Annotated in this window: 28 protein-coding genes and 2 pseudogenes; 19 read left to right on the top strand and 11 right to left on the bottom strand. The window is 62.8% G+C overall.

The features are described 5' to 3' along the window. The first annotated feature begins 87 nt into the window (after window positions 1–87). From X730_RS137930 to X730_RS137935, 3 genes and pseudogenes are all read left to right on the top strand, one after another. The gene (locus X730_RS137930) at window positions 88–1,185 is read left to right on the top strand and encodes a peptidase C39 family protein (protein ID WP_023692865.1); all 1,098 of its coding nucleotides are present in this window, start codon (window positions 88–90) and stop codon (window positions 1,183–1,185) included. Between the two features lie 5 nt (window positions 1,186–1,190). Further along, window positions 1,191–2,599 (top strand): annotated as a pseudogene (locus tag X730_RS01000000164910) (RimK family protein). Between the two features lie 38 nt (window positions 2,600–2,637). Further along, window positions 2,638–2,910, top strand: coding sequence for a DUF3303 family protein (locus tag X730_RS137935; RefSeq protein ID WP_023687293.1), 273 nt, complete (start codon window positions 2,638–2,640; stop codon window positions 2,908–2,910). Between the two features lie 12 nt (window positions 2,911–2,922). Here the strand turns inward: X730_RS137935 and X730_RS137940 are convergent, their stop codons facing one another. After that, complete coding sequence (locus X730_RS137940) at window positions 2,923–3,822, bottom strand: LysR substrate-binding domain-containing protein (protein WP_023753089.1); 900 nt, start codon at window positions 3,820–3,822, stop codon at window positions 2,923–2,925. An 87-nt stretch (window positions 3,823–3,909) separates the two neighbouring features. Here X730_RS137940 and X730_RS137945 point away from each other — a divergent pair, with 87 nt between their 5' ends. Continuing rightward, complete coding sequence (locus X730_RS137945; protein WP_023827495.1) at window positions 3,910–4,827, top strand: fatty acid desaturase family protein; 918 nt, start codon at window positions 3,910–3,912, stop codon at window positions 4,825–4,827. 12 nt (window positions 4,828–4,839) lie between these two features. Here X730_RS137945 and X730_RS137950 read toward each other — a convergent pair whose 3' ends face one another. Further along, window positions 4,840–6,006 (bottom strand): amidohydrolase, encoded by a 1,167-nt coding sequence (locus tag X730_RS137950; protein ID WP_023827494.1) that lies wholly within the window; start codon window positions 6,004–6,006, stop codon window positions 4,840–4,842. 91 nt (window positions 6,007–6,097) lie between these two features. Here X730_RS137950 and X730_RS137955 point away from each other — a divergent pair, with 91 nt between their 5' ends. Continuing rightward, window positions 6,098–6,946: an AraC family transcriptional regulator gene (locus X730_RS137955; protein WP_031197387.1), complete on the top strand. Its 849-nt coding sequence runs from the start codon at window positions 6,098–6,100 to the stop codon at window positions 6,944–6,946. Here X730_RS137955 and X730_RS137960 read toward each other — a convergent pair. The 3 genes from X730_RS137960 to X730_RS137970 all read right to left on the bottom strand — a co-directional run bounded on the left by X730_RS137960 (window position 6,915) and on the right by X730_RS137970 (window position 10,613). After that, window positions 6,915–9,047 (bottom strand): EAL domain-containing protein, encoded by a 2,133-nt coding sequence (locus X730_RS137960; protein ID WP_031197386.1) that lies wholly within the window; start codon window positions 9,045–9,047, stop codon window positions 6,915–6,917. The two genes, X730_RS137955 and X730_RS137960, sit on opposite strands and share 32 nt — an antisense overlap. Before the next feature lie 67 nt (window positions 9,048–9,114). After that, window positions 9,115–9,753, bottom strand: coding sequence for an HD family hydrolase (locus tag X730_RS137965; protein ID WP_023754769.1), 639 nt, complete (start codon window positions 9,751–9,753; stop codon window positions 9,115–9,117). Continuing rightward, the gene (locus X730_RS137970; protein ID WP_023754768.1) at window positions 9,753–10,613 is read right to left on the bottom strand and encodes a folate-binding protein YgfZ; all 861 of its coding nucleotides are present in this window, start codon (window positions 10,611–10,613) and stop codon (window positions 9,753–9,755) included. The genes X730_RS137965 and X730_RS137970 overlap by 1 nt, the downstream gene beginning before the upstream one ends. 82 nt (window positions 10,614–10,695) lie before the next feature. Here X730_RS137970 and X730_RS137975 point away from each other — a divergent pair, with 82 nt between their 5' ends. From X730_RS137975 to X730_RS137985, 3 genes are all read left to right on the top strand, one after another. Next, window positions 10,696–12,027, top strand: a complete 1,332-nt coding sequence (locus X730_RS137975; protein ID WP_023698668.1) for a dihydroorotase — start codon at window positions 10,696–10,698, stop codon at window positions 12,025–12,027. A gap of 54 nt (window positions 12,028–12,081) precedes the next feature. Next, window positions 12,082–12,309 carry a hypothetical protein gene (locus tag X730_RS137980; protein WP_027049982.1) on the top strand — a complete coding sequence of 76 codons (228 nt, stop codon included), beginning with the start codon at window positions 12,082–12,084 and terminating at the stop codon, window positions 12,307–12,309. Between the two features lie 62 nt (window positions 12,310–12,371). After that, window positions 12,372–13,100 carry a nucleotidyl transferase AbiEii/AbiGii toxin family protein gene (locus tag X730_RS137985; RefSeq protein WP_023684480.1) on the top strand — a complete coding sequence of 243 codons (729 nt, stop codon included), beginning with the start codon at window positions 12,372–12,374 and terminating at the stop codon, window positions 13,098–13,100. 21 nt (window positions 13,101–13,121) lie between these two features. Here X730_RS137985 and X730_RS137990 read toward each other — a convergent pair whose 3' ends face one another. The 4 genes from X730_RS137990 to X730_RS138005 all read right to left on the bottom strand — a co-directional run bounded on the left by X730_RS137990 (window position 13,122) and on the right by X730_RS138005 (window position 15,469). Beyond that, window positions 13,122–13,925, bottom strand: coding sequence for a hypothetical protein (locus X730_RS137990; protein WP_031197385.1), 804 nt, complete (start codon window positions 13,923–13,925; stop codon window positions 13,122–13,124). A gap of 106 nt (window positions 13,926–14,031) precedes the next feature. After that, window positions 14,032–14,289, bottom strand: coding sequence for a hypothetical protein (locus tag X730_RS137995; RefSeq protein WP_023673564.1), 258 nt, complete (start codon window positions 14,287–14,289; stop codon window positions 14,032–14,034). Between the two features lie 327 nt (window positions 14,290–14,616). After that, entirely contained in the window at window positions 14,617–14,994 is a 378-nt protein-coding gene (locus X730_RS138000; protein ID WP_023754767.1) for a TIGR02301 family protein, read from the bottom strand. Window positions 14,995–15,061: 67 nt separating this feature from the next. Next, on the bottom strand, window positions 15,062–15,469 hold the full coding sequence (locus X730_RS138005; RefSeq protein WP_023827490.1) for an NUDIX hydrolase: 408 nt from the start codon (window positions 15,467–15,469) through the stop codon (window positions 15,062–15,064). A gap of 124 nt (window positions 15,470–15,593) precedes the next feature. On the opposite strand from X730_RS138005, the gene X730_RS138010 reads away from it, so the two are divergent. Further along, window positions 15,594–16,352, top strand: coding sequence for an SOS response-associated peptidase (locus tag X730_RS138010; protein ID WP_023754766.1), 759 nt, complete (start codon window positions 15,594–15,596; stop codon window positions 16,350–16,352). 134 nt (window positions 16,353–16,486) lie between these two features. Here the strand turns inward: X730_RS138010 and X730_RS1000000166865 are convergent, their stop codons facing one another. Continuing rightward, on the bottom strand, window positions 16,487–16,642 hold the full coding sequence (locus tag X730_RS1000000166865) for a hypothetical protein (protein ID WP_023673568.1): 156 nt from the start codon (window positions 16,640–16,642) through the stop codon (window positions 16,487–16,489). A gap of 391 nt (window positions 16,643–17,033) precedes the next feature. Between X730_RS1000000166865 and cysS the strand changes: the two genes are divergently transcribed. The 9 genes from cysS to X730_RS138055 all read left to right on the top strand — a co-directional run bounded on the left by cysS (window position 17,034) and on the right by X730_RS138055 (window position 24,915). Then, on the top strand, window positions 17,034–18,467 hold the full coding sequence (gene cysS / locus X730_RS138015; protein ID WP_023827489.1) for a cysteine--tRNA ligase: 1,434 nt from the start codon (window positions 17,034–17,036) through the stop codon (window positions 18,465–18,467). 123 nt (window positions 18,468–18,590) lie between these two features. Continuing rightward, on the top strand, window positions 18,591–18,995 hold the full coding sequence (locus tag X730_RS138020) for an endonuclease domain-containing protein (protein WP_023684473.1): 405 nt from the start codon (window positions 18,591–18,593) through the stop codon (window positions 18,993–18,995). Next, a complete protein-coding gene (locus X730_RS138025; protein WP_023684472.1) occupies window positions 18,992–19,378 on the top strand; it encodes a VOC family protein in 387 nt (128 codons plus the stop codon). The genes X730_RS138020 and X730_RS138025 overlap by 4 nt, the downstream gene beginning before the upstream one ends. A 22-nt stretch (window positions 19,379–19,400) precedes the next feature. Then, the gene (locus X730_RS138030; protein ID WP_023705379.1) at window positions 19,401–19,907 is read left to right on the top strand and encodes a GFA family protein; all 507 of its coding nucleotides are present in this window, start codon (window positions 19,401–19,403) and stop codon (window positions 19,905–19,907) included. Beyond that, window positions 19,904–20,380, top strand: coding sequence for a GFA family protein (locus X730_RS138035; protein ID WP_023684470.1), 477 nt, complete (start codon window positions 19,904–19,906; stop codon window positions 20,378–20,380). Before X730_RS138030 ends, X730_RS138035 begins: the two co-directional genes overlap by 4 nt. An 8-nt stretch (window positions 20,381–20,388) precedes the next feature. After that, complete coding sequence (pip, locus tag X730_RS138040; RefSeq protein WP_023824156.1) at window positions 20,389–21,345, top strand: prolyl aminopeptidase; 957 nt, start codon at window positions 20,389–20,391, stop codon at window positions 21,343–21,345. Between the two features lie 187 nt (window positions 21,346–21,532). After that, window positions 21,533–23,149, top strand: a complete 1,617-nt coding sequence (cimA, locus tag X730_RS138045; protein ID WP_023709768.1) for a citramalate synthase — start codon at window positions 21,533–21,535, stop codon at window positions 23,147–23,149. A gap of 138 nt (window positions 23,150–23,287) precedes the next feature. After that, window positions 23,288–24,217, top strand: coding sequence for an EamA family transporter RarD (rarD, locus tag X730_RS138050; protein WP_023824155.1), 930 nt, complete (start codon window positions 23,288–23,290; stop codon window positions 24,215–24,217). 11 nt (window positions 24,218–24,228) lie between these two features. Continuing rightward, window positions 24,229–24,915, top strand: a complete 687-nt coding sequence (locus X730_RS138055; protein ID WP_023827486.1) for a glutathione S-transferase family protein — start codon at window positions 24,229–24,231, stop codon at window positions 24,913–24,915. Window positions 24,916–24,946: 31 nt separating this feature from the next. Here the strand turns inward: X730_RS138055 and X730_RS138060 are convergent, their stop codons facing one another. Further along, on the bottom strand, window positions 24,947–25,558 hold the full coding sequence (locus tag X730_RS138060; RefSeq protein WP_023673582.1) for a TIGR00730 family Rossman fold protein: 612 nt from the start codon (window positions 25,556–25,558) through the stop codon (window positions 24,947–24,949). A 125-nt stretch (window positions 25,559–25,683) separates the two neighbouring features. Between X730_RS138060 and X730_RS01000000164905 the strand changes: the two are divergent. Continuing rightward, window positions 25,684–25,882, top strand: a pseudogene (locus X730_RS01000000164905) (peptigoglycan-binding protein LysM); the annotation flags it as partial.

Genomic DNA, 25,882 nt, shown 5'->3' with positions numbered 1-25,882 from the left:
TTGATGGATATCGGCGTTTCGGCTGATGTTTGCGACGTTTTTGACTGCGGTCTTTTCCTCCACCCAATCGAGGTTTTCCAAACCCGCATGCCTGCCGAGATTCGCAAGGCCCGCGCGTCCGACGTCGATGACCTCGCCGCCATCGAGAAGGCGGTCTTTTCCAGTGACCGCATTTCCCGGCGCTCCTTCCGCTTGTTGATCGAACGCGAGACAGCCGAGATGCTGGTCGCCGAAAGCGATGGTCGTGTCGCCGGCTACGCCATCGTGCTGTTTCGCAAGGGCAGCGGCGTCGCCCGGCTCTATTCGCTTGCCACCAGCCCGTTTTTCAGCGGCCGCGGCATTGGCCGCATGCTGCTTGCAGCGGCCGAAGAAGCTGCCTTCGAGCACGACCGCATGATGTTGCGTCTCGAAGTGCGCGAGGACAATCTTCGCGCCATTGGCATCTATGAGCAGAGCGGCTACCGCAAGATCGGTCGCGAGCCTCACTATTACGAGGATGGCGCCACCGCGCTGCGCTACGAAAAGACCTTGCGCGGCGATATTCCGGTCGCCACCAAAGTCCCGTTCTACCAGCAGACCTGCGAGTTCACCTGCGGTCCATGCTGCCTGATGATGGCGATGGCCAATTTCGATTCCGGCTTCGTGCCCGATCCGGTCATGGAAATCCGCCTATGGCGCGAGGCAACGACCGTGTTCATGATGTCCGGCCCAGGCGGCTGCGAGCCCTTCGGCCTTGCGGTTTCCGGCTACGAAAGCGGGCTTGCGGCGGAAATCTTCGTGTCCTTCTATGGCGCGCTGTTCTTGCAATCAGTGCGCAGCGACGACAAGCGCCGGGTGATGGAACTTGCCCAGGTGGACTTTCGCCGCCGCGCGGAACTTTACGGCATCCCGGTGAATTACCGTCCATTCACCATCGACGATATCCGCGGCGCCCTGGCTCAGGGAAAACTGGTGCTGGTGCTGATCAGCGGCTTCCTGATGTTCGGCAAGAAGGTGCCGCATTGGGTGCTGGCTATCGGCGACGATGGCGACCACATCCTGATCCACGATCCCTGGGTCGAGGACGAAAGACAGGAGACCATCCTCGATGCCGCCAACATTCCCGTGCCGCACGGCATCTTCATGAACATGGCGCAATTTGGCCGCGACGGACTGCGTGCTGCCATCACTCTTGGGAAACGCTGATAACAATGACCTGGGTCATCCTCACCGGCCGTCAGAACGATCTCGACCCGGCGGCGACGCCGCACAAGATCATCACCAACCGTGACTATCTTGCGCATCCGGCGCTGTTTCGCGGCCAGCAGCCGAAGGTCATCAACCTATCGAACAATTACGCCTACCAGAGCCGCGGCTATTATGCCTCTCTGCTCGCCGGTTCGCGCGGCCACAAGGTCATCCCGACGGTCGAGACGATGATCGACCTGTCCGAGCGCAAGCTCTACGAGCACGCGCTGCCGGAACTGGAGCTGGCGCTCAACAAATGCCGCAAGGATCTCGGAGGCGTTTTCCCGCAAAAAATCTGCATCTTCTTCGGCATCGGACCGTCGAAGGTCTGGGACCGCTTCGCCAAGCTGTTGTTCGACTGGTTCCGCGCTCCGGCGCTTGAGGTTCACATCAAGGACAGCGCCGAATGGGCCTCGATCCGCAAGATCGGCTTCCTGCCGCTGGCCAGGATGGCCGAGGAGGAAGAAGCCCTCTNACGCCGGCACGCTACACCTTCGCCACGCTGGTCGATCCGCATGAAGAACTGCCGCCGTCGGAGATTTCCTCGCTGCGTTACTGGGCCAAGATCGCCGAAAAGATGGGCGTCGAAATCGAGCCGATCACCAGGAAGGACCTGGCCAAGCTCGCCAATTACGACGCGCTGTTCATCCGCGAGACCACCTCGATCTCAAACCACACCTACCGCTTCGCGCGCCGCGCCCAGCAGGAAGGCATGCCGGTGATCGACGACCCGCTGTCGATGATCCGCTGCACCAACAAGGTCTATCTCAACGAACTGATGGCCTACAACAAGGTGCCGGTGCCGCCGACGGTGATGATAGCCGGCACCTCGGACCTCGAACTGGCGGCGCAGACGCTGGGCTTTCCGCTGGTGCTGAAGATCCCGGATTCATCGTTCTCGCGCGGCGTCAAGAAATGCGGCAACTTCGAAGAACTGAAGACGCTCGCCACCGAGTGGCTGGAGGATTCCGATCTTCTGATCGCGCAGAAATTCATCCCGACCGAATATGACTGGCGCGTCGGCGTGCTCGGCGGGCAGCCGCTGTTTGCCGTGCATTATTTGATGGCGAAAAAACACTGGCAGATCGTCAACCACAAGGCCAGCGGCAAGCCCGACCAGGGCGGCATCAAGACCTTCACGCTGAAAGAGACGCCGCCGCATGTCGTCGACACCGCGGTGAAGGCGGCGCGCTGCATCGGCGACGGGCTTTACGGCGTCGATCTCAAGGAAACCAAGGATGGCGTCTTCGTCATCGAGGTCAACGACAACCCGAACCTCGACCATGGCTGGGAGGATTCCGGCGAAAAGGACGAAGTCTGGGTGCGGCTGACGCAATGGTTCCTGGAGCGGCTGGACCGTCCCGGGCGTTAGTTTGCCGCCCCGGGCGGTAATTCAACCGAGGGGGAAAAATGCAGTTCATCGTCATCGAGGATTTCGCCGGCTGCGACCGCAAGGAGATCTACCGCCGTTTCGGCGAGCGCGGCAGATTGAAGCCGGACGCGCTTGTCGTGTACCACTCCTGGATCGCGGCTGATATGAGCCGCTGCTTCCTTTTGGTCGAGGCCGATGACGTCACGCTGCTGCAGCGCTGGGTCATCGAATGGTCTGACCTGGTGGAGTTCGAGATCATTCCCGTGGCGACGAACAAGGACATGACAGCGGCGCTGGCTGCGCATCTCTGACGCTGCTGACCATCATAGGAGCACCGGCGAACCCACCGACCGCCGGCATTCCTCAATCAGCCAATTGCGAAACGCCGCCACCAGGTCGCGCCTTGCACTGCGTTCCGGGATCGTCAGGCAATATGGCTGACGCAGCGCGATCGATAGGGCATTAGCCCGGACCAAACGGCCCTCTTCCAGCGCCCCGGCGCAATAAATGCCTTGCGCCAGCGCCACGCCCAGCCCCGAAATGGCAAGGTCGAGCGCTGCCCGCGACGAGTTCGCCGACAGGCCGCGCTGCACTGTGCGGCCGGGCTCTATGCCCGCCGCCTCGAACCATGTGCGCCAAGACGGAAACGACGCGCCGGTCGGTCCCCAGTCGGTGTGAATCAGTGGCAGGCCGGCGAGGCTGTCGGTTTTGGCGGTGAGTTCTGGCGCGCAGACGGGGTAGACGGCGTCCCTGACGATCTCCTCGCTCGGGTGTTCACGATAGTGCGGGCCGAAGGACAGCCGGATGTCGATCAGTTCGCGGTCGAACGGCACCGGATCGTCATCGCCGCGCAGGGATATGTCGACGGCGCCGTGGCTGGCGACAAAGCCGGCGAGGCGTTCGGAAAGCCAGCCCATCGCCATGGACGGCGGCACCGATACGACAAGCCGCGGGCGGAAGGCATCGCTGCCACGCGCGATGCTGCCGATCTCCCGAAAAGCCAGGGTCAGCCGGGGCAGCATCTCGACGCCGGCTTCCGTCAGCACCACGCGGCGGTTGACGCGATGGAACAGTTTTCGACCCATCTGCTCCTCGACGGTGCGAATGAGCTGGCTGACCGCAGCCGCCGAGATCGAGAGCTCATCCGCCGCTGCGGCGAAACTCCCCGAGCGCGCCGCCGCCTCGAAGGCTTGAAGTCCTCTCAGGGAAGGAAGCGCGGTCATTGGGTGATCCGATAGGTAAGGTCAGCTTATCTGTGTCGCGGAAATCCTCGTCTTTCGAAAGCTTTCTTATTCGAGTAGCTTGGCGCCATGACCGTATCGGCCCAGTTTGAACCCAGAGACCATCTCGACGTCATCGCGTTCCTGACCAATGAGCAGCGCAGCCGCCTGACCGGCAAGTCGGACGGGCCGGGTCTGGTCCAACTCGCCTTCCATCTCGGCGCGATTGTGGCTATCGGCGGGCTGATTGCGGCCAAGGTGTCGTACTGGCCGCTGTTGATGTTGCCGCAAGGCATTCTTATCGTCTTCCTGTTCACGCTGCTGCATGAGACGGTGCACAGGACGGCGTTCGAGACGCAGTGGCTCAACGATGCCGCCGCAAGGGTCTGCAGCCTGGCGATCGCGCTGCCCGCCGACTGGTTTCGCTATTTCCACTTCGCCCATCACCGTTTCACCCAGGATCCAGAGACCGATCCGGAACTCGCCTTCCCGAAACCGGAGACGATGCGGCAATACATCGTCCACGTCTCGGGCCTGCCGGTGTGGTGGGGGCATTTGCAGACACTCTACACCAACGCGATTGGCGGCTGCCACGACAGCTACGTGCCGCCGAAAGGCCTGCCCAAGGTGCGCACTGAAGCCCGCGCCATGATCGCTTTCTATGTCGTGGTCGCCGCGCTAGCCCTGTGGTTCGAGGCAAGTGTACTGCTCTATGTCTGGATCGTGCCGGCGCTGCTCGGCCAGCCCTTCCTCAGGCTCTATCTGCTGGCCGAGCATGGCCGCTGCCCGCTTGTCGCCAACATGCTGGAAAACACCCGCACCACGCTGACCAACTGGCTGGTGCGCAAAGTCGCCTGGAACATGCCGTATCACGCCGAGCACCACGCCAATCCCGGCGTGCCCTTCCATCAGCTGCCGGCCTTCCACCAGCTGATCGAGCGCCATCTCAAAGTCGTCGAACCCGGCTATGTCAGCTTCCACGAGAAATACGTCGAGACCTTGCGCTGAGGCGCTCGGCCGTCAGCGTAGCGTCTGCTCAACGAGCGTGACGAAATAGCGGAGCACGGTGGGGACGATGGCGTCGTTGAAGACATAGCGATCGCCGTGCAGCCCTTCGCCCAGTCTGACCGCTCCTGCGCCGACCCAGGCATAGCAGCCGCCGGCTTCGCGGACCATGTAGGCAAAATCCTCGCAGCCGAGGCTCGGGTTGAATGCGGTCTCGACCTGCTCGCGGCCGACAACCGCGGTTGCCGCCTGGACGGCTTGGGCCGTCGCGGCTGACGTGTTGACCAGCGGCGGGTAGCCTTTCTTGTAGGCGAGCTTGGCGGTGAGGGCATGCGCCGAGGCAATGCCTTGCGCGATGTCGCCGATCAGCCCTTCGCAATGGTCCGACAAAGCGGGCTCGAAGAAGCGGCAGGTTCCCTGCAGCCAGACCTTGCCCGGCACGATGTTGCCGACATTGCCGCCATGGATCTGCGTAATCGAGACGACCAGCGCCGCCTGCGGGTCGACCGAACGGCTGACGATACGCTGAACGGCTTGAACGAAGGCGCTGGCCGCAAGCACGGGATCGTCGCCAAGCTGCGGCATGGCGGCATGCGCGCCGGTCCCCTCGAAGCTCAGTTCGAAAGTGTCGACGGCCGCCATCATCGACCCGGCCCGGGCCGCGATCTTTCCGAGCGGCAGCCCCGGCCAGTTGTGGACGGCGTAGACGGCTTCCACGGGGAAGCGCTCGAACAGTCCGTCCTCGATCATCCGCATGCTGCCGCCTTCATTTTCTTCCGCCGGCTGGAAGATGAAACAGACGGTGCCGTCGAAGGCTCTGTTGTCGGCGAGCAGCTTGGCGGCGCCGAGCAGCATCGCGGTGTGGCCATCGTGGCCGCAGGCATGCATCACGCCGTCTTTTTTCGACGCGTAGGACAGTCCGGTCTTTTCCAGCACGGGCAAGGCATCGAGTTCGGCCCGAAGCCCGATGGCGCGCACGCCTGGCTGTCCCCTGAGAACGCCGACGACGCCGGTGCCGCCTATGCCTTCATGAACCTCGTCGAGCCCGAAGGTGCGCAGCTTGTCGGCAACGAAGCGCGCGGTCTCATACTCCTGGAAACCGAGTTCGGGGTTGGCGTGGATGTGATGCCGCCATTCCACCACCTGCGGGGTTAGGGCGGCGATGGGGTCGTTGTGCAGCATTGCGCTCTCCTTGCCGGCTATCGTAAATTCGGCCTTGTCGATGCCAGCACGTAGAGGATTTGCGCCGGCGGCGTCTTGAACAGGATTGACCGTGTCTGGAATTCAACAGCCTCAGGAGACGACGCAGTTCTGGCGTCATCCGCGCTTTCGCGATCTTGGCATGCTCAAGGCGCGCTTCACGCGGCATCGCTACCAGCTGCACACGCACCCCACCTATGTCGTCGCCCTGATCACGCAAGGGTGCGAGCGGGTCCGCATCGGCAACGAGACTGTCCTCGCGCCGTCGGGCACGGTTCTGCTCGTCAATCCGGAGATATGGCATGACGGCGAGGCGGGTGCCGACCAGGGTTGGGTTTACCGCACCTTCTATCCGTCGGCCTCGCTCATGGGTGCGATCGCGGACGAACTCGGGCAGGATCGCCCGCCGTTGTTTTCGCAAGCGATCGTCGATGATGCCGATCTCGTCCAGGCAGTAGGCGTCGCGCACTTGGCTTCGACATCGGGTGATGCCACGAGCGCCGAAACATCCATGCTGATCGCCTTGCGCAAGCTCATCCTGCGCCATGGCGATTGGGGCGGCCGGCGGCGCGAGGCGGTCGAAAGCTTCGGATCGAAAAGCCGGCTCCGGGTCTATGAACAGGTCATCGAAGACCATCTGAACTCGGACCTCGATTTGCAGCGGCTCGCTGAAGCCGCAGGCGTGACGCGCTTTCAAGTTATCCGCGATTTCAGGAAAGTGCTGGGTCTCACCCCTGCTGCCTTCATCCGTGACCGCAGGCTGCGCCGTGCCGATCTGCTGATCCGGCAAGGTTCAGATCTCGCCGGTGCCGCCTTTGCGGCCGGCTTCTGCGACCAAAGCCATCTCTCGCGCACCTTCCGCGCCGCGCATGGAATGACGCCGGGGATGTTCAGGCGCGCCGGGACGCTGCCCTCGTCTTGAGAAGTCGAGCCATGTCGGCGGCCTTTGACGGCATGCCGATCAGAAAGCCCTGCGCCTCGACGCAGCCAGCCTTGCGCAATATGTCGAGCTGCGCTTCGGTCTCGACGCCTTCGGCGGTGACAGTGATGCCAAGTTCGGCACCAAGCCCGATGATCGTGCGCACGATCGCCGCCGTGTCCTTGTTGTCGATATCGTGGATGAAGGAGCGGTCGATCTTGATCTTGTCGACGGGAAAACGCCTGAGATAGCCGAGCGACGAATAGCCGGTGCCGAAATCGTCGAGCGCGATGCGGATACCGAGTTCGCGCAGCTGTCTCAGCGTCTTCAGCACCGTCTCGCTCTCATCCATCAGCACGGTCTCGGTGATTTCCAGTTCGAGCCGGCTGGCCGGCACGCCGGAAACGGCCAGCGCCGAAATTACGCTGCGGGCAAAGTCGGCGCTTCTGATCTGCACTGCCGAGACATTGACGGCGATGCGCATTACAGGCGGCCAGCCGGCGGCCACGCTGCAGGCCTGTTTCAGCGCCCATTCGCCCAGCGGAACGATCAGCCCGCTGTCTTCGGCGGCTGCGATGAAATCGTCGGGCGCCACCAGGCCGCGCGTCGGTGAATTCCACCGCATCAACGCTTCGGCGCCGACGATCTTGCCCGACGCGATGTTGGTGATCGGCTGGAACTCCAGCACGAACTCCCGCCGCTTCAGTGCCGTCTCGAGATCGGTTTCGAGCGCCAGGCGCGCCCGCACCAAGGCATCCATGCCGGGCTCGAAAAAGCGGTAGACGTTGCGGCCTTCGCTCTTGCCGCTGTAAAGCGCCATGTCGGCGTTCTTCAAAAGCGTGTCGGCGTCCTTGCCGTCACCGGGATACAGCGCGATGCCAAGGCTGATGCCGACATGCATGTCGCGGCCCTTGTCGCGAAACGGCTGGCTGACGACAGCGACGATGCGTTTTGCCAGTTGTTCCGCATCGGTGGCGCCTTTGGGATTGAACTGCAGGATGGCGAACTCGTCGCCACCGAGGCGGGCGACCACATCGGTGTCGCTGCGCAGGCTGTGCCGCAACCGCTCCGCCACGCATTTCAGCAGCCAGTCACCGGCCGGGTGTCCCCAGGTGTCGTTGACGGCCTTGAAGCGATCGAGGTCGAGCGAGAAGATCGCCAACGGTGTATCGCCGGCCATCGCCTGGTCGAGCCGTTCGCGAAACATCGATCGGTTGGGCAGGTCGGTCAGCGTGTCGTAATGGGCAAGGTGGCTCATGCGCTCTTCGGCGCGCCGGCGCTCGGTGATGTCTTCGAAGGTCGCCACCCAGCCGCCACCGGCAAGCGGCCGGCGCGCAACCAGCAGCGTTCGGCCATCGGCAAGGCTGCGGTCTGTCGAACGCTCCTCACCGGCCTGCAGGCTGGCTCTGGTGTTGGCGATCTCGCCGTCGATGTCCATCGACGGATAGATGCGCAGTCGCACCATCTGTTCGAGCAGGGCGCGCTGGCTCATGCCGAGCGGGAAGTCGTCAGGCGTGACCTTGTAGAGGTCGAGGAAGCGCTGGTTGCGCACGATCAGCGTGCCTTCGGCGTCGTACATCAACAGGCCTTGCGACATGTTGGCGAGCGCCGCATCGAAGCGGCGGTGCTGCTCCTTCAGTTCCTGCTCGGCCCGCCTTTGCTCCGTAATGTCCTCATAGATCGACACCCAGCCGCCTGAGGCCAGCGGCCGGTGCGTGATGGAAACGATGCGTCCGTCCGACAGTATTTCCTCGTAGGTCGAGGCTTGCGCGCGCTCGATATAGGGCTTGCGGATGGCATACAGGTCTTCGGCGCTCTGTGAGGCGACACCGATGTCGACGCTGTGCTTTAGAATGTCCAGGAACGCGATGCCGGGCCGCACGATCTTCGCGTCGAGGGAGAAGATGCTGATATAGTTGCCGTTGCAGATGATCATCCGCTCGTCGGCGTCGAACATGCACAGCCCATGCGACATATTCTCGACGGCCGCGGAAAAGCGCTCGTTCTGGTGGCGCAGTTCGTCGGCGATCTGCCGTGGCGCGGCCACGCCTCCGGCTCCCCGTCTGCGGACGGGCGAACCACCCTTGACGTGCGCAACGGACATGAGGCGTGCCTGCTGACCGTGATCGAAACCCGGTACTGTGGTTACCGCTGGTTAATTTAGCGTATGTTCACTGCGCCGAATGCACGGCAACCGTTGGCTGGCGTTGCTTTTCAAGCCTGGCGTAGCGTTTGAGGAAGGCAGCTTGCGCGGAGGTCACCGAGTGCGGCGTAAAGTCGAAGCGGTCGGCATTGAAGCCGCGCGGCCGGCCGAAGAACTCGGTTGCTTCTGCGGTCGAGAAACCGGCAAGCAGCGTCGCCTCGTAATAGGCGGCGATCTGGTCGGCGCGCTTGATCTCCTTGCGCAAGCCGACGCCGAGTTCGGGCGGCAGCGAAAAGCGCTGATGGATGGCGCGCTGGAGACGCAGCTCACACTCCTTGTAGGAGCCGCCCATTACCGATTTGAACGGCGAGATCATGTCGCCGATGACATATTCCGGCGCGTCATGCAGCAGTGCTGCCAGCCGCGCATTGGCCGAGGCGTCCGGCTGCAACTCGCTGAACAGCGCCTCGACCAGCAGGGAATGCTGGGCGACCGAAAAGGCGTGATCGCCGCGGGTCTGCCCGTTCCAGCGGGCAACGCGGGCAAGCCCGTGGGCGATGTCTGAGATTTCGATGTCGAGCGGCGAGGGATCGAGCAGGTCGAGCCGCCGCCCCGACAGCATGCGCTGCCACGCGCGCGGTGGCGCTCCGACGCGATCGGCAGCCATCAGGCGTCCTCCGCGCCGATGGCTTCCCTGGGAAAGCTGAACTTCGCCCAGGACGGGATGGCGAGCGAGACGGTGACATCACCGGCCAGTACCGGCTGGCCAGCGTCGAGCGCCGCCTTGACCCGGTCGATGCGGGCAATGGCGAGTCCGGCCGTGCCCGCGCTGGAACCGAGCGTGCCGACCGGCCGCCCCGCAACCGTCAGCTCCGTGCCGGGCGCGGGTAAGGCGCGGTCGGCCGAAACGATCAGCACGCGGCGCCTGGCGGTGCCGCGATGCTGCATGCGCGAAACCACTTCCTGGCCGACATAGCAGCCTTTCTTGAAGCCGACGCCGCCGGTCTCGTCGAGCAGCACGTCTTGAGGGAAGGCATCGCCGAGCTGATAATCGGAACCGCTTTCGGCAATGCCGTTGGCGATGCGGAGCGCCTGCCACGCAGCCGGGTCGCCACCTACGGATGCGCCGCCATAGGAGCGGCTCACAGCCACCTCGCGGAAGCGGGCATCGGCAAGTACCGTTGAATCAGACTGTGAAGCGCTTGAATCATCGCCCCACGCAACCGTCACAAGCACTTGATCCTGCCTGGCAATCTCGGCCTTGGCGCGCAGCTTGTAAAGCATCAGCCGGCGCAGGAAATCGTCTGCGATGTCGGCACGGCAATCCAGCCGGAATGCGTTCTCGCCGCTACGCGAGATCAGGAAATCGAACAGGATCTTGCCTTGCGGCGAAAGCAGCGCACCTGGCTTTGCCGCGTCGACGGCCAGCGTGTCGAGGTCGGTGGTGAGGATATTCTGCAAAAAATGCTCGGCATCCGGGCCTGACACGGAAATGAGGGCGCGGTCTTTGAACAGGGCAAAAGGCATGGGCGGCAAAGAACCTGATCTTGCAAAACAGTCGGCCTTTACGTAAGCCGACGATACTCCCCCCGCAAGAGACCGAACGCCCATGGCCACCACCTACGACCTCATCCTGACAGGCGGCACTGTGGTCAACCATGATGGCGAAGCCGCGCGCGATGTCGGCGTTAGGGGTGGTCGCATCGTCGCAGTAGGCGATCTTCGCCAAGCTTCGGCCGGCGAAGCGATCGACTGTCGCGGGCTGCACGTCCTGCCAGGCGTCGTCGACAGTCAGGTGCATTTTCGCGAGCCGGGGCTGGAGCACAAGGAAGATCTGGAGACGGGCTCGCGCGCGGCTGTGCTGGGCGGGGTCACCGCCGTCTTCGAAATGCCCAACACCAATCCGCTGACCACCAGCGAGGCGGCGCTTGCCGACAAGGTGCGCCGCGCCACCAGCCGGATGCATTGCGACTTCGCCTTCTGGGTTGGCGGCACGCGCGAGAATGCCGATGATGTCGGTGAGCTCGAGCGGCTGCCGGGTGCTGCCGGGATAAAGGTGTTCATGGGCTCGTCCACCGGCGACCTGCTAGTCGAGGACGACGAGGGTGTCGCATCGATCCTGCGCAACACCCGCCGCCGTGCCGCCTTTCACTCGGAGGACGAGTTCCGGCTGCGCGAGCGCCTGGGCCTGCGCGTCGAGGGCGACCCGTCATCGCATCCCGTCTGGCGCGATGAGATCGCGGCGCTTCGCTGTACCGAGCGGCTGGTGCGCATCGCGCGAAACACCCGCGCCCGCATCCATGTGCTGCATATCTCCACTGCCGAGGAAATCATCTTCCTCCAACAGCACAAGGATGTCGCCACCTGCGAGGCGACGCCGCACCATTTGACACTCGCCGCCGACGACTATGCGCGGCTGGGCACGCTGATCCAGATGAATCCCCCGGTTCGCGCGGCCCGCCATCGCGACGGCGTCTGGCACGGCATTGCGCAAGGCATCATTGACGTGCTGGGCTCCGATCACGCCCCGCACACGCCGGCCGAGAAGGCAAAGCCCTATCCGGCCTCGCCGTCCGGCATGACCGGGGTGCAGACGCTGGTGCCGATCATGCTCGACCATGTCAATTCAGGCCTGCTGACCCTGCAGCGCTTCGTCGACCTCTCCAGCCACGGCCCGCAGCGCATCTTCGGCATGGCCAGGAAAGGCCGCATCGCCGCCGGCTACGATGCCGATTTCACCATTGTCGACCTCCAGCGGCGCGAGACCATCACCAATGCGCAAGCCGGCTCCAGGGCCGGCTGGACGCCCTATGACGGCAAGGAAGTCACCGGCTGGCCGATCGGCACCATCGTGCGCGGTCGTCGCGTGATGTGGGAAGGCGAGATCGTCACGCCCGGGCAGGGCAGGCCGGTAGAGTTTTCCGAGGCGCTGCCGGCTTAGCGGTTTCTTGCTGCGTTGGATTTTTTAAGCGCTATCCACTACGTTAAGGGCATTATGAACGCAGATATCGCGCCCATGATTGTCCCTGCGGAGTTTCCGGAGCTCCAGGCGCTCGCCTGGAACCGCGATGCGGCACGCCCGATTCCGGCCGAAGAGGCATTTGCGCTGTATGAGCGTAATTGGCGGTTTGTCGATCAAAAGCGTCTTACTGTGCGTGAGAAGATGCTTATCCAAAGTTTGGCAGACAAATTCGGTCACGGCGTGCTCTTGACCGCCGGCTGATTTCCCTCACCTGATCGTTCCTCGCAGCCGGAATATCAACAGGACACACCGCGAGCGTCATGATGGAATTCAAGAGGCCCGAGCACCAGATCATTGCCGAAGCGCTCGGGTTGATGGATCGCCATTTCCTGACCGCAAACCAGTGCTGGTTCGGCGGTGGCACTGCGATCGTTATGAAATTCGGGGAATATCGCCGCTCACTGGATGTGGACTTCCTGTGTGCCGACAGTGATGGCTATCGCGAATTGCGGACCTCCGCAGCCGAACGTGGCGTCAGAGCATTCTTTCCTGAGCCGGTCGAGGCTGTTCGGGACTTCCAGATCGATCAATATGGCTTGCGGACGATCGTGCGGTTGAAAGGCCAAACGATCAAGTTTGAAGTCATCCGCGAAGGCCGCATAAAACTGCGAGGCCATTTCGACGACGATCTGAATGTATCCGCCCTGGTCCCGGCGGATATGTTTGCCGAGAAGTTGCTGGCGAACGCGGATCGATGTCAGGACCGTGCAATTGCATATCGCGATGCCATCGATCTTGGAGTGCTGGTTGGCATCTATAAGGAAATCCCGAGCGACGCTGTTGGCAAGGCGAAGGCGGCCTATGGCGTGGATATCGAGCGCAAGGTGGCTTGGGTGGTAAACAGGCTGCGGGACAAGGAAGAATTGCGGCATGCCGCCGAGGTGCTGCAAATGGATCCCAACGCGGCGGTCGAAGCGATTTCGGCCCTTCGAAATGAAGGTATCCGCATATGGCCTGACACAGGCCTCGAGCTTTCTAGCCCTAGCCAGTAGCCATCCCAGGGGAATCGCCGTTCAATCCCCGGCGACGAAGAATGTCCACTGCCCGGCCGGCGTGATGCCGACGCGGTAGAAGATGTAGGCGCCGAACTGCTTCATGTCGTCATAGTCGCCGGCGGTGACGATCTTGAACAGTTCGACCCGCTGTCTGGCGTTGAGCTTGTCCAGCGGCAGGGCGAAGAAATACGGCCAGACATAGAGTTCCTGCGGTGTGCCGACGTCTACATGGACATAGCCGGCATTGAGCACCTCTTCCAGGATAGCGAGGATTTCCTGACCTTCCTTGTCGCCCGATAGCCCTTTCAGGAACGCGATCGGGTCGCCCTCGATTTCGCCCAGCGACAATTGGGTCATGGTGTCGCCCTTGCCGATCAGCGGCCGCAGCTTCTCGATGTCGCCGCTGACGCAGGCCTCGACCATCAGATCGCGCATGCGCCTGACGGGCTCCGGCAATTTGGAAAGGTCGTAGACGACTTCAGGCACCGGCCCTTCGGGATCGGCACTTGGGTTGGCCACGCCGCCATCGTTGGCGGGGGCTTCCGGTTGGCTTTGTTCGGGCTCCGTGGGCGATTTCGGCTGGCTGGCGGCCGGTGGCGCCGTGCCGGGCAGATCGGGCATTGGCACTGAATTTTCAGACGGCGCCGTCTCACCATTGGCTGGTGGCCCGGCAGGAGCTGGAAGCTCCTCGCGCTTGATCTCGCTCAGCGCATAGGCAGGGTTGCTGGTCAGGACAAGCGCCAGCGGAACCGCGGCGCAGGAAGCGGCAAGCCAGATGCTGAGGGCCACGCCGCGAGGCCGGCCTGACATCGAAAAATTCACCGCTTGCCTCTCCTCGGGCCTAGGCTCTTCAGGCATGATGCCCAAACGACTCGCCGTCGTCAAAGAACCGGTAAGCTGGCAGTGCACCCTCTGAGACGCGCGACGCCTAGTGCCGAAACCGCTCCGGCTCGAAGGCGCCGGCGATCACCTTTTCACGCATGCGATCGAGCAGGGCAAGGGCCGAGGTTTCGCCATTGGCTCGCAGCATCTCGCCGAACGCGGTTTCAAGCGCTGCCTCGGCGATGATCTCAGGTTCTATGCCGGCCGACAGACCTTCCGCCCAGGCCTCGCTATGGCTTTCCACCGCGGTCAGGCGCTTTTCTTCCCTGACCAGCGCGTCGATGTCGTTGACGCCATGTTCCATTTGCGATGTCCACCTTTTCAAGCGGCGGTCCGACGGGTCGGATCCGGCTTGGGCTGCCCCTATCTCACGCAGGCTAAGTAAGTATCTGTAAATACGACATTTTTTTGATCGTCTTTACAACTTCGTCGCCTGCGTTCGGTCCGATTCAAACTTAGCCGATTAGACCGGTGAGCGGGATGAAAACCTTCAGTTTGAGTTAATTCCGCATTCGCGCGCTAACGTTTCGTTAATACTGTTGCGCAAGTGCAACACCAAGATTGCATCAACGTGCCGTGGATACAAGGCGGGTGCTCGAAAAGGCGTTGGCTAAACGCCGTCTGGCGCTCGTCAGTTGCCGTAACGCGAGGCGATGTCGCGCGACAGCGTCTCGCCTTCCTTCATGTAGCGGCTGATGGCTTCGGTCGCTGACGGCGTGCATTGGGTATAGGTGCCGCCGAAGGAACGGTAACCGCGGTTGAAGCTGGCGATGAAGCGGGCACGCCGCTCCGGATCGGGATTTTCCGAATCGATCAGCTTTTCCATCTCGGTGCGCCACTGGTCGCCCTTTTCGCCGCACAGATTGCGCAGGAAATGCAGCGACCCCAGCACCTCGGCCAGTCGCATCAGCCCGGGCTCGAACGGCGACTCGGCGGCCAGCGCCGGCTGCACGCCAACAGCCGTGGCGGTGGCGATGCATGCGGCAAGGAACAGCGAGGTGCGGGTCATAAGTCTATCTGACGAAACATTTTGTCGCCTGCAAGGCGATTCTCGGAGCGGCAGATATGGGCCTGCTTCAGGCCAAAAGCTCTTCAGCCACCTCCATGACGTCACCCGCGAGCGGCAGCGTCGCCATTTCATCAAGACTATAGAAGGCAGCGGTCTCGGCATCGTCGCTGGCCGTCGCTTCGCCGCCGGCATAAACGGCGCCGAACACGGTCAGCAGATAGTCGACCGGGTGATTCTCGCCGCTGCCGTCGATGCGGATGTCGCGAAGCGGACGATAGTCCTGCGCACGCAGCCCGGTTTCCTCCAGCAATTCGCGCGACGCTGCTTCTTGCAGCGTCTCGCCGGGCTCGACCTTGCCGCCGGGAAAGGCATAAAGCCCCTGCGACGGCGGCCGCGCCCGCTTGACCAGCAGCACCGTCCTGCCGCGCACGACGGCGACCGAGACTGCGGGAAGTGTCTTGCGCTGCTCGTTCATCGATATCGATTCGCTTATGTGAGGCCACACCCTGTGGACCGGCTGGCAGCGAGCAGCTTTAGCGGTTGCGCAGCGCCGGTTCCATCGCCACGTTCGCGATCGGATCAATTCATCGAGCTTGCCAATGTGCGGACGCTTTGCCCTGACGGCCACGCCGGACCAGACCGCCGCCTTGCTCGGCGTGGCGGAGCTGGACGATTTTCCGGCCCGCTACAACATCGCGCCGACGCAGCCGGTGCTGATGGCGCTGTCGGGGCCGCCGCGCATGCCGGGCTCGAATTTCCCGGATCGCCAGGCGATGCTGGTGCGCTGGGGGCTGGTCCCCACCTGGGTCAAGGACACCAGGAAATTTCCGCTGCTCATCAACGCGCGTTCGGAAGGCGCTATTGAAAAAGCCTCGTTCAAAGCCGCCATGCGCCATCGCCGTGCCTTGGTGCCGGCCTCCGGCTTCTATGAGTGGCAGCAATCCGGCAGCGGCAAGAAGGGCCAGCCCTACTGGATACGGCCGAGGCGTGGCGGGTTGATCGCCTTTGCCGGGCTGATTGAAACCTATTCCGAGCCGGGCGGTTCGGAAATGGACACCGGCGCCATTCTTACCGTCAACGCCAATGCCAGCATCGCCCATATCCATGACCGGATGCCGGTGGTGATCGCGCCTGAAGATTTTGACCGCTGGCTGGACTGCCGCACGCTCGAACCGCGCGACGTGGCCGACCTGCTCAAACCCGCGCTGCCCGATTTCTTCGAGGCAATTCCGGTCTCCGACCTCGTCAGCAAGGTCGCCAACACCGGGCCGGAGATACAGGACATGGGCATCGTCGAGCCCGACAAGGTCAGGCGCCAGAAGCCCGGCGCGGACGGCAGTCAGATGACGCTGTTTTAGAGCGCGTTCCCAAGAAGCCAGTCCGGCCTTCGGGAAGAACCTGCTCAATAGGAAGAGCTGTTGTTTCAGGCGCGCTATGGGGCCTCAGCCTTCCGTTCCGGCGCACGCCTTGTCGGCGGCGGCACGATGCCTGTTCAGGCAGCGCGGGGCGAAGTGATTTTCGGCGCCGGCTTTTTATTCTTCGCGGTATGGAGAAGGGCGGCGACGATCGCGGCCGGGCCGATCGCACGGTAGTGGTTGGCGAGCGCCGGTTGCTTGGCGCGGCTCGATTCCTGCTTGGTTCGTGACATCGATCTCTTCCCTGGTAACATTTCCGTGTCTGCGTTTGCCGGCCGAATCTGACCGAATCGTGACCTATGGTGGACTAGCCGGCGAATGTTTCATGACTGTGCCGACATGTTTAATAAAATGTTTCAGCGGCTCCTGACCTATGATCCAGCGACGCTTTTGCTGGAAGTTGCGACTTGACGGCAACACCGCCCAAGGCGATAAAGCCGCCGATGAAAACGTTTTTCGCCATTTGTGGCATTTGCATTATTGGCTAGCTTCGCGCTGGTCCGGACGTTTTCGCCTCATTTTTCCCCAGAGTGGACAAACGCCCCGGCCAGCAGGCTGGAGCCCGATTTGTGCCTTGGCACAGGTAAGGCTCTCTCCAGAACTTAACGGACCGGAAGGGCACGCATGTCTGACGCATCGAAGGGTCTCAGCCTCTACAACACGCTAACGCGGACGAAGGACGTGTTCGTCCCGATCGACCTGTCGAATGTGCGCATGTATGTCTGCGGCCCAACCGTCTACGACTTTGCCCATATCGGCAATGCGCGTCCGGCTATCGTCTTCGACGTGCTGTTCCGTTTGCTGCGTCACCTCTATGGCGAGACTGGTGTCACGTATGTGCGCAACATCACAGATGTCGACGACAAGATTAACGCCCGCGCGCTGCGCGATTTCGGCGCCGAGATCGCGTCGGGAAACCTGACGCTCAACGAAGCGATCCGCCGCGTCACCGAAAAGACCGCCGATCAGTACCACAAGGATGTCGCCGCACTAGGCTGCTTGCCGCCGACGGTCGAGCCGCGCGCCACCGAGTTCGTGGCGCGCCGCGCCGACGGCAAGGTTGACATGATCACCCTCATCGAACGTTTGATCCAACGCGGCCACGCCTATGTCGCCGCCGGCGAAGTGCTGTTCGACACCGCCTCGATGCCGGAATATGGCGAGCTGTCGAAGCGTAATCTCGACGAACAGCAGGCCGGTGCGCGAATTGCCGTCGACGCTCACAAGAAGAACCCGGGCGATTTCGTGCTGTGGAAATTGTCGTCACCGGAAGAGCCCGGCTGGGACAGCCCATGGGGCAGGGGCCGGCCCGGTTGGCACATCGAATGCTCGGCCATGTCGGCCGCCTATCTCGGCGATGTCTTCGATATCCATGGCGGCGGCTTGGACCTGATCTTCCCCCACCATGAGAACGAGATCGCCCAGTCGCGTTGCGCCCACGGCACCGACGTCATGGCCAATGTCTGGATGCACAACGGCTTCCTGCAGGTCGAGGGCCAGAAAATGTCGAAGAGCCTCGGCAATTTCTACGCCATCGCCGAACTGCTGGAGACCGACACTTTCGGCGGCCGCAAATGGCCGGGCGAGGTGCTGCGGCTGGCGATGCTGATGACGCATTACCGCGAGCCGATCGACTTTTCCGTACGCAAGCTGGAAGAGGCCGAGAATACGCTGCGCAAATGGAAGCGCGCCGCCGATCTCGCCCCGTCGGCAGGGCAAGTTCCGGCGGAGGTTGTGGCGGCGCTGTCTGACGACCTCGCCACCTATGCCGCCTTCCAGCAGCTCACGCAGCTTGCCGGTGAGGCCGCGGAGGGCAACGAAGCGGCCGCATCGCTGAAGGCATCGCTGTTGTTCCTCGGCTTCGATATCGGCGCGGCCAAGGTCGACGAGGTTGCGGTCGCCAAGGCGATCGCCAAGCGCTTGGAACTGATCGCAGCGAAAAACTGGGCCGAAGCCGATCGCATCCGCGATGAGCTTCTGGCGCAGGGCGTGCAGCTGAAAGACGGCAAGGATCCTATCACTGGCGAACGCGTGACGACGTGGGAGGTAAAGCGGTGAGGGTGGCGCGAGACACCGTTGTAAGATTGGCGAAGGCCGGAGCGACAGCCAATCTCCCCCGCAAGGGGGGAGATCAGCCCTCGCCTCGGTTTTCGCTAATCGCCAGCGCGGAGTGGCCTGAGCATGGGTCACGACCTCGTTCCATCGCGTCAGCGCAAGAATGCAAAGTCCATGCGTCGCGTCATGACCGATGCCGAGCTGAAACTGTGGAATGAGTTGCGGGCTCACCGGCTGATGGGGATGAGCTTTCGCCGACAGGTACCGATTAGGCCCTACATTGTCGACTTCGCCTGTTCGGCCCACCACCTCGTAGTCGAGGTTGATGGCAGTCAGCATGCCGACGTAGAAGATGCAGAACGCGACAAGGCACGCAGCGCTCAATTGAGTGCCAGTGGCTGGACCATCCTGCGCTTCTGGAACGACGACGTCATCCGCGATATCGACAATGTCTGCCAGCACATCGTGATCGAGGCCGGCTTGGCCGGCGCCGACGTGCCGGCGCCAGCAAGGGAGGAACTTGTTTCATGATCGACCATCTCGGCATCAATGTCGCCGATTTCGGCGCGTCGAAAGCCTTTTATGACCAGGCGATGGCGCCGCTTGGCGCCTCGCTGATCTACATGGTGCCACTGGAATATACCGGCGGCGCCAAGGTCGGCGGTTATGGCCGCGACCGGCCGGTGTTCTGGCTGCAGGCCAGCGATGACAAGCCGAGGACCCATCAGCACGTCGCCTTCACCGCGCGCAGCCGCGCCGAGGTCGACGCCTTCCATGCCGCGGCGCTCGCCGCCGGCGGCAAGGACAATGGCGGGCCGGGGCTGCGCCCGCATTATCACCCGGACTATTACGGCGCCTTCGTCTTGGATCCCGACGGCAACAATGTCGAGGCCGTCTGCCATGCGCCCGAATGACTATGAAACGGAGTGAAACGCCATGAGCCTCGACAACCGGCCGATCTACACCGGCGGCTGCCAGTGCGGCGCGGTGCGCTTTCGCGTCGAGGGTGCGCTGGGTGACGCCTCGATCTGCCATTGCCGCATGTGCCAGAAGGCGTTCGGCTCATTTTACGCGCCCCTGGTCTCGGTGCGTGGCGCCAAACTCGACTGGACGCGCGGCGAACCGAAATATTTCGCCTCGTCCAGCCATGTCGATCGTGGCTTTTGCGCCAATTGCGGCACGCCGCTGACCTTTACCGCGCCCGACGGCATCGGCCTCGCCATTGGCGCCTTCGACAATCCGGCTGATATCGTGCCGCTGATCCAGTGGGGCACGGAGGCAAAACTTCCCTATGTCGATACCATCCCGCAATTGCCGGCCGAGGACACTATGGCCGACATGTCGTCGGCGCCTTATCTCGCCGAGCTCGTCTCCTACCAGCATCCCGACCATGACACCGACCAATGGGACACCGAACACCGGCCGCCAGAGGGAAAATCATGACGGATGAAGTTCGAACCGGCGGCTGCCAGTGCGGCGCCGTGCGTTTCCGCATCAAGGGCAAGCTCGGCCGGGCGTCCATCTGCCATTGCCGCATGTGCCAGAAACAGTTCGGGTCGTTTTTCGGCGCCCTGGTGACAGTGCCCAAGGATGGCGTCGAATGGGTGCGCGAGGAGCCGACCTACTTCCAGTCGTCGGTCAACATCGATCGCGGCTTCTGTGCCCGCTGCGGTACACCGCTGACCTATCGCCAACCTGGCGCACTGGAGATCGCCATCGGCGCCTTCGACGACCGCTCCGATCTGGCGCCGCAAATCCAGGTCAACTACGCGGTCCGATTGCCTTGGGTGGAAACGATCTTTGACCAGCCCGTGCATCAGGATCCGGATTTCTACTCCCGCCAGGAGCAGATCATCTCGTTCCAGCATCCCGACCACGAAACCACGGACTGGCCCGCGCACGGCCTGAAGATATGAGCAATGAAATGAACAGTGAACTTCGTACTCTTTATCCCGAGATCGAGGCCTTCGAGTCCGGCATGCTCGATGTCGGCGACGGCCATCATATCTATTGGGAGCGCTCCGGCACCAGGGGCGCCAAGCCGGCCGTGTTCCTGCATGGCGGTCCTGGCGGCGGCTTCTCGCCAAAACATCGGCAATTGTTCGACCCGAAGCTTTACGACGTCATCCTGTTCGACCAGCGCGGCTGCGGGAAATCGACACCCAACGCCTCGCTCGAGGCCAACACCACCTGGCACCTGGTTGCCGACATCGAGCGGCTGCGTGAGATGTGCGGCTTCGAAAAATGGCTGGTGTTCGGCGGCTCGTGGGGCTCGACGCTGGCGCTGGCCTATGCCGAGACGCATCCTAATCGCGTCAGCGAGCTTGTCGTGCGCGGCATCTACACGCTGACCCGCGCCGAGCTCGAATGGTACTATCAGTTCGGCGTCTCCGAGATGTTCCCCGACAAATGGGAGCGTTTCCTGGCGCCAATTCCTGAAGCCGAGCGCGGCGACATGATGGCCGCTTACCGCAGGCGGTTGGTCGGCGCCGATGGCAAGGCGCAGCTGGAAGCCGCCCTTGCCTGGAGCCTGTGGGAAGGTGAGACGATCACGCTGCTACCGGAGCCGGAGACCAGCGACAAGTTCGGCGAGGACCACTTCGCCATCGCCTTTGCCCGCATCGAGAACCACTATTTCGTCCACGCCGGCTGGCTGGAGGAGGGGCAGCTTCTGCGCGATGCCCATAAGCTCGCGGATATTCCCGGCACAATCGTCCACGGCCGCTACGACATGCCGTGCCCGGCGCGCTATGCCTGGGCCCTGCACAAGGCCTGGCCGAAGGCGGATTTCCACCTCATTGAAGGCGCCGGCCATTCCTATTCGGAGCCGGGGATTCTGGATCGGCTGATACGCGCGACGGATGGGTTTGCGAGGAAATGACAGCGCGTGGCACCCCCCTCTGTCCTGCCGGACATCTCCCCCTCAAGGGGGGAGATTGGCTGTCATCGGCGCTTTCGCAAATCTTCATCGCTGCAGGAAACGATCCGACGCTAAAGCTGCCGATCTTCCCCCTTGAGGGGGAGATGGCCGGCAGGCCAGAGGGGGGTGCTCGCGCGCCAACAGAACAATGACCAAACAACGCCTCTATCTCTTCGACACAACCCTCCGCGATGGCCAGCAGACGCCGGGCATCGACTTTTCCGTCGAGGACAAGATCGCGATTGCCAAGCTGCTCGATGAGTTCGGCATGGACTATGTCGAAGGCGGCTATCCCGGTGCCAATCCGACCGACACCGCCTTCTTCCAGCAGAAGCGCACGGCGAAGGCAAAGTTCGTCGCCTTCGGCATGACCAAGCGGGCAGGCGTGTCGGCATCCAACGACCCGGGCCTGGCAGCGCTCGTGCAGTCCAAGTCCGACGCCATCTGCTTCGTCGCCAAGAGCTGGGACTATCATGTCCGCGTCGCGCTCGGCTGCACCAATGAGGAAAACCTCGACTCCATCAAGGCTTCGGTCGAAGCAGCAATCGCCGCGGGCAAGGAAGCGATGGTCGATTGCGAGCATTTCTTCGACGGCTTCAAGGCCAATCCGGACTACGCACTGGCCTGCGCCAGGACTGCCTATGAAGCCGGCGCGCGCTGGGTGGTGTTGTGCGACACCAATGGCGGCACGCAGCCCTCGGAAGTGCGCGCCATCGTCGACAAGGTCATTGTTTCAGGTATTCCGGGCGGCCATCTCGGCATCCATGCCCATGACGACACCGGCCAGGCGGTGGCCAATTCGCTCGCCGCCGTCGAGGCCGGCGTGCGCCAGATCCAAGGCACGCTGAACGGCATCGGCGAGCGCTGCGGCAACGCCAATCTGGTCTCGATCGTACCGACGCTGGCGCTGAAGCCGGCCTTCGCCGATCGGTTTGAAACCGGCATCTCGGCCGAGGCGCTGACCGGGATATCCCGGCTTTCCCGCGCCTTCGACGAATTGCTGAACCGCGCTCCGGAAGCGCAGGCGCCCTATGTCGGCGCCTCGGCCTTCGCCACCAAGGCCGGCATCCATGCCTCCGCACTGGCCAAGGAGCCGGCGACCTATGAACATGTGCCGCCCGAGGCGGTAGGCAACCGCCGCCGCGTTATGGTTTCGGACCAGGGCGGCAAGGCCAATTTCCTCGCCGAGCTGAAGCGGCGCGGCATCGATGTGCCCAGAGACGACCATCGTCTCGATGCGCTGATCTCGGTGGTCAAGGAGCGCGAGGCCGAGGGCTACGCCTATGAGGGCGCCGATGCCTCCTTCGAGCTGTTGGCGCGCAAAATGCTGCACGGCCTGCCGGAGTTCTTCAACGTCACTTCGTTCCGCTGCATGGTCGAGCGCCGCTTCGATGCCAACGGCCAGTTGAAGACGGTCTCCGAAGCCATCGTCAAGGTGATGGTCGAGGGCGAGGAGAAGATGTCGGTGGCCGAAGGCCACGGCCCGGTCAACGCGCTCGACATCGCGTTGCGCAAGGACCTCGGCAAATTCCAGAGCGAGATCGCCGACATGGAGCTCGCCGATTTCAAGGTGCGTATCCTCAATGGCGGCACCGAGGCGATCACCCGCGTCCTGATCGAATCGCATGACGGCACCGGCGCCCGCTGGTGGACGGTCGGCGTCTCGGAAAACATCATCGACGCCTCCTTCCAGGCGCTGATGGATTCGATCGTCTACAAGCTGATGAAGAACCGCGACATGGCGGGATTGGTGGCGGCGGAGTAAGCTTGCAGGACTTGGGTTCCTCGCCCCTCGAAGTGGGGCGAGGAACTGGCGGCGCCCCTTGAACCATCAGCGGAAGTCCATTGATCCATCATAATTTTGCGATGGTTTTGGATGGCCCACTGGGCCATAGCGTTTGCCATGGCCAGCAACACGATCCAGCCCGACGCCGACTCCAAAGCCCGTAGCGGCTTTCTCCTCGCGCTCGGCGCTTATCTGCTATGGGGGCTGTTGCCCTTCTACATGAAGGCGGTTGCGCATCTGCCGCTGATCGAGGTGATCGCCCACCGCATCGTCTGGTCGGTGCCGATTGCTGCTGCAGTGCTGGTCTGGGCCGGCCGCACAGCCGATTTCAAGGCGGCGATCCGCTCGCCGCGCAGCATCGCCATGGCGGCGCTGACGGCGACCCTGATCTCCGTCAACTGGGCCATCTATGTCTGGGCGATCTCGGTCGACCGCACCGTCGAGACCGCGCTCGGATACTACATCAACCCATTAGTTAGCATCGTCGTCGGCGCGTTGTTGCTCGGCGAGAAGCTCGACCGGCTGCAGATCGCGGCCGTGTTGCTGGCGGCGGTCGCAGTTGCCGTTCTGACCGTCGATGCCGGCAAATTGCCTTGGGTGTCGTTGGCGCTGGCGTTTTCCTTCGCTGCCTATGGGTTCTTCCGCAAGACGCTGCCGATCGGCCCGAGCCAGGGCTTTCTGCTCGAAGTGCTTTTGCTGTCGGTGCCGGCGCTTGCCTACATCGTCTTCCTGGTCGTCAACGGCCAGGACCATTTCATCTCCAGCAACGGCACCGATATGGCTTTGCTCATCGGCTGCGGCCCAGTCACCTCGGTGCCGCTGCTTCTGTTCGCCTTCGGCGCCAAGCTTCTGCGCCTCTCCACCATCGGCATCATGCAGTACATCGCACCGACCATGGTGTTCCTGATCGCCGTGCTGATTTTCGACGAGCCGTTCGGCACCACGCAAGCAATTGCCTTCGCGCTGATCTGGGCGGCATTGGCGATGTATTCCTGGTCGATGTTTCGTGGCCGTGAAATCAGCCCAGTGGCGTTGGCCCCGAAGTAGGGAGCCTTTCGATGTACGTGCTGCATATCGCCAACAAGAACTATTCGTCATGGTCGCTGCGGCCATGGGTGCTGATGCGCACCCTCGACATTCCGTTCGAGGAGCAATTGACGCCGTTTCCGACCGGGCCCAGTTTCGATCTTTACCGGGCGTTCTCGCCCAGCGGGCGCGTGCCTTGCCTGGTGGATGACGGCTGGGCTGTCTGGGATTCGCTGGCTATTGCCGAGTATCTCGCCGAGCGCCACCATGGTGTGTGGCCTGCCGAGGCCAAGGCGCGAGCCTGGGCGCGCTCGGCCGCCGCCGAAATGCATTCTGGTTTCACGGCCTTGCGCGGCGCATGCCCGATGAATTGCGGCTTGCGGGTGAAACCGTTGCCGATGTCGGACGCGCTGAAGCAGGATCTGTCCCGTTTGGGCGATCTCTGGAACGATGGCCTTGCCCTGTTCGGCGGGCCGTTCCTTGCCGGCGGCCATTTTACCGCCGTCGACGCCTTCTTTGCTCCGGTGGCGTTCCGTGTGCTATCCTATGGGCTGTCTTTCGAAGGGGCAGCTGCAGCCTATCCCCCGCAATTGCTTGGCCTGCCGGCCATGCAGGAATGGTATGCGGCGGGTCTCGCCGAGACCTGGCGGGAGCCGGACCATGAGGCGGAGGTCGCTGCCGCCGGCACCATCGTCGAGGATTTTCGCGCTACGGCGTGATGGGCAGCGGGGCCTCTCTCACTAGTCACTATCACATCTTGTCAATCACCGACTGCACGCCTTCCGTCGGCGCATCGACCGACGACCCCGCCACCATGATGGCGGCGACGATGGCCTCGGGGTCTTCGACCACCAGCGGCTTGACCCGTTGCGCGGTGTGGATGAAGCCTTCGCTGGCCATATGGTCGAGCAGCGCCAGCATCGGATCCCAGAACCCTTGAACGTTGGCGAAGACGATCGGCTTGCGGTGATGGCCGAGCTGGCCCCAGGTCATGATCTCGACGATTTCCTCGACCGTGCCGATGCCGCCGGGCAGCGCCACAAAGGCGTCGGATTTCTCGAACATCTTGTGCTTGCGCTCGTGCATGTTGTCGGTGATCAGCAACTCGTCGAGCCGGTCAAGCGCGGTTTCGGTTGCCTCCTTGTTGATGAGGAAGCGCGGAATGATGCCCGTTACCTTGCCGCCGGCCTTGAGCGCGCCTTCGGCGACTGCGCCCATAATGCCTTTGGTGCCGCCGCCATAGACCAGCCGCAGGCCGGCTTTGGCGAGCGAGCGGCCAAGCAGGTGCCCGGCCTTGGCATAGATTTCATCGCGGCCCGGAGACGAGCCGCAATAGACGCAGACGGATCGAATCGTGTTCATTCGTGATTGGTGATTGGGTCTGAATGCGGGGTCAAGCCCCAAGGGCTGACAAGCCCGGGCTTTTTCTTGTCGGTGCCGGCAAAACACGCTAGACCGGCTTCAGGTGGCTAAGGGGTAGGGGAAATATGGCTGTTAATCCATTGAAGGCGTTTCTGTTCGCGGCCGGTGGGACCGTCGCGGTCGTCGGAACCGCCTATGTATCGGGCGCACTCGACCCGTATCTGAATCCCACGCCGCCTGCGGCGATTGCATCGCTGACGCCGCCGGCTGAAAAGCCGGCCGATCCGGGGACCGAGGGAAGGCTGCCGCCGGCGCCCGCCGCGC

The organism is Mesorhizobium sp. L103C131B0 (assembly GCF_000502275.1).
Classification (GTDB): domain Bacteria; phylum Pseudomonadota; class Alphaproteobacteria; order Rhizobiales; family Rhizobiaceae; genus Mesorhizobium.
Note: the sequence above shows the minus strand (reverse complement) of the source record. Positions and strands in the feature narration are given on the sequence as shown.

Bases quoted from the DNA above. Each gene is read 5' to 3' on its own strand.
- X730_RS137935 (WP_023687293.1), top strand. From the start codon at position 2,638: ATGCAGTTCATCGTCATCGAGGATTTCGCCGGCTGCGACCGCAAGGAG.
- X730_RS138025 (WP_023684472.1), top strand. From the start codon at position 18,992: ATGATCGACCATCTCGGCATCAATGTCGCCGATTTCGGCGCGTCGAAA.
- X730_RS137975 (WP_023698668.1), top strand. From the start codon at position 10,696: ATGGCCACCACCTACGACCTCATCCTGACAGGCGGCACTGTGGTCAAC.
- X730_RS138000 (WP_023754767.1), bottom strand. From the start codon at position 14,994: ATGACCCGCACCTCGCTGTTCCTTGCCGCATGCATCGCCACCGCCACG.
- cysS (WP_023827489.1), top strand. From the start codon at position 17,034: ATGTCTGACGCATCGAAGGGTCTCAGCCTCTACAACACGCTAACGCGG.
- X730_RS137945 (WP_023827495.1), top strand. From the start codon at position 3,910: ATGACCGTATCGGCCCAGTTTGAACCCAGAGACCATCTCGACGTCATC.
- X730_RS138020 (WP_023684473.1), top strand. From the start codon at position 18,591: ATGGGTCACGACCTCGTTCCATCGCGTCAGCGCAAGAATGCAAAGTCC.
- X730_RS138060 (WP_023673582.1), bottom strand. From the start codon at position 25,558: ATGAACACGATTCGATCCGTCTGCGTCTATTGCGGCTCGTCTCCGGGC.
- pip (WP_023824156.1), top strand. From the start codon at position 20,389: ATGAACAGTGAACTTCGTACTCTTTATCCCGAGATCGAGGCCTTCGAG.
- X730_RS137985 (WP_023684480.1), top strand. From the start codon at position 12,372: ATGGAATTCAAGAGGCCCGAGCACCAGATCATTGCCGAAGCGCTCGGG.
- X730_RS138010 (WP_023754766.1), top strand. From the start codon at position 15,594: ATGTGCGGACGCTTTGCCCTGACGGCCACGCCGGACCAGACCGCCGCC.
- X730_RS138055 (WP_023827486.1), top strand. From the start codon at position 24,229: ATGTACGTGCTGCATATCGCCAACAAGAACTATTCGTCATGGTCGCTG.
- X730_RS138005 (WP_023827490.1), bottom strand. From the start codon at position 15,469: ATGAACGAGCAGCGCAAGACACTTCCCGCAGTCTCGGTCGCCGTCGTG.
- X730_RS137940 (WP_023753089.1), bottom strand. From the start codon at position 3,822: ATGACCGCGCTTCCTTCCCTGAGAGGACTTCAAGCCTTCGAGGCGGCG.
- X730_RS137980 (WP_027049982.1), top strand. From the start codon at position 12,082: ATGAACGCAGATATCGCGCCCATGATTGTCCCTGCGGAGTTTCCGGAG.
- rarD (WP_023824155.1), top strand. From the start codon at position 23,288: ATGGCCAGCAACACGATCCAGCCCGACGCCGACTCCAAAGCCCGTAGC.
- cimA (WP_023709768.1), top strand. From the start codon at position 21,533: ATGACCAAACAACGCCTCTATCTCTTCGACACAACCCTCCGCGATGGC.
- X730_RS137995 (WP_023673564.1), bottom strand. From the start codon at position 14,289: ATGGAACATGGCGTCAACGACATCGACGCGCTGGTCAGGGAAGAAAAG.
- X730_RS137965 (WP_023754769.1), bottom strand. From the start codon at position 9,753: ATGGCTGCCGATCGCGTCGGAGCGCCACCGCGCGCGTGGCAGCGCATG.
- X730_RS1000000166865 (WP_023673568.1), bottom strand. From the start codon at position 16,642: ATGTCACGAACCAAGCAGGAATCGAGCCGCGCCAAGCAACCGGCGCTC.
- X730_RS137970 (WP_023754768.1), bottom strand. From the start codon at position 10,613: ATGCCTTTTGCCCTGTTCAAAGACCGCGCCCTCATTTCCGTGTCAGGC.
- X730_RS137960 (WP_031197386.1), bottom strand. From the start codon at position 9,047: ATGTCCGTTGCGCACGTCAAGGGTGGTTCGCCCGTCCGCAGACGGGGA.
- X730_RS138035 (WP_023684470.1), top strand. From the start codon at position 19,904: ATGACGGATGAAGTTCGAACCGGCGGCTGCCAGTGCGGCGCCGTGCGT.
- X730_RS138030 (WP_023705379.1), top strand. From the start codon at position 19,401: ATGAGCCTCGACAACCGGCCGATCTACACCGGCGGCTGCCAGTGCGGC.
- X730_RS137950 (WP_023827494.1), bottom strand. From the start codon at position 6,006: ATGCTGCACAACGACCCCATCGCCGCCCTAACCCCGCAGGTGGTGGAA.
- X730_RS137930 (WP_023692865.1), top strand. From the start codon at position 88: ATGCCTGCCGAGATTCGCAAGGCCCGCGCGTCCGACGTCGATGACCTC.